Origin of the sequence: Pseudomonas sp. 2822-17, assembly GCF_002742485.1 — a bacterium.
In the GTDB taxonomy this organism is placed as follows: domain Bacteria; phylum Pseudomonadota; class Gammaproteobacteria; order Pseudomonadales; family Pseudomonadaceae; genus Aquipseudomonas; species Aquipseudomonas cyclaminis.
The window spans coordinates 1-229 of record NZ_LJRZ01000019.1 but is presented as its reverse complement, the minus strand read 5'-3'; the positions used below and the strand labels follow the sequence as shown (position 1 = coordinate 229).

The window sequence follows — 229 nt, the reverse complement described above, 5'->3', positions numbered from 1 at the left end:
GTCATAGTCTTTTAGCTTTTCCTTCGCTTGTTGAAAATCATCTATTGAATAAGCTACTTCAACTGGTGCATTAAGAATTTCACCATATGTTTTTAATTGGTTGATTGCAGCAATTCTAAAAGTATCTGTAGTAATAAATGCTATACTTTTCTTATCTACTAGGGCAGCTTTTGCAGCGATTTTCGCAATAGTAGTCGTTTTACCTACTCCAGTAGGTCCAACAAGATTT

General features: G+C 34.1%; 1 pseudogene. It reads right to left on the bottom strand.

The window, feature by feature from the left end:
• Positions 1-229 (bottom strand): annotated as a pseudogene (locus AOA60_RS00060) (flagellar biosynthesis protein FlhF); the annotation flags it as partial.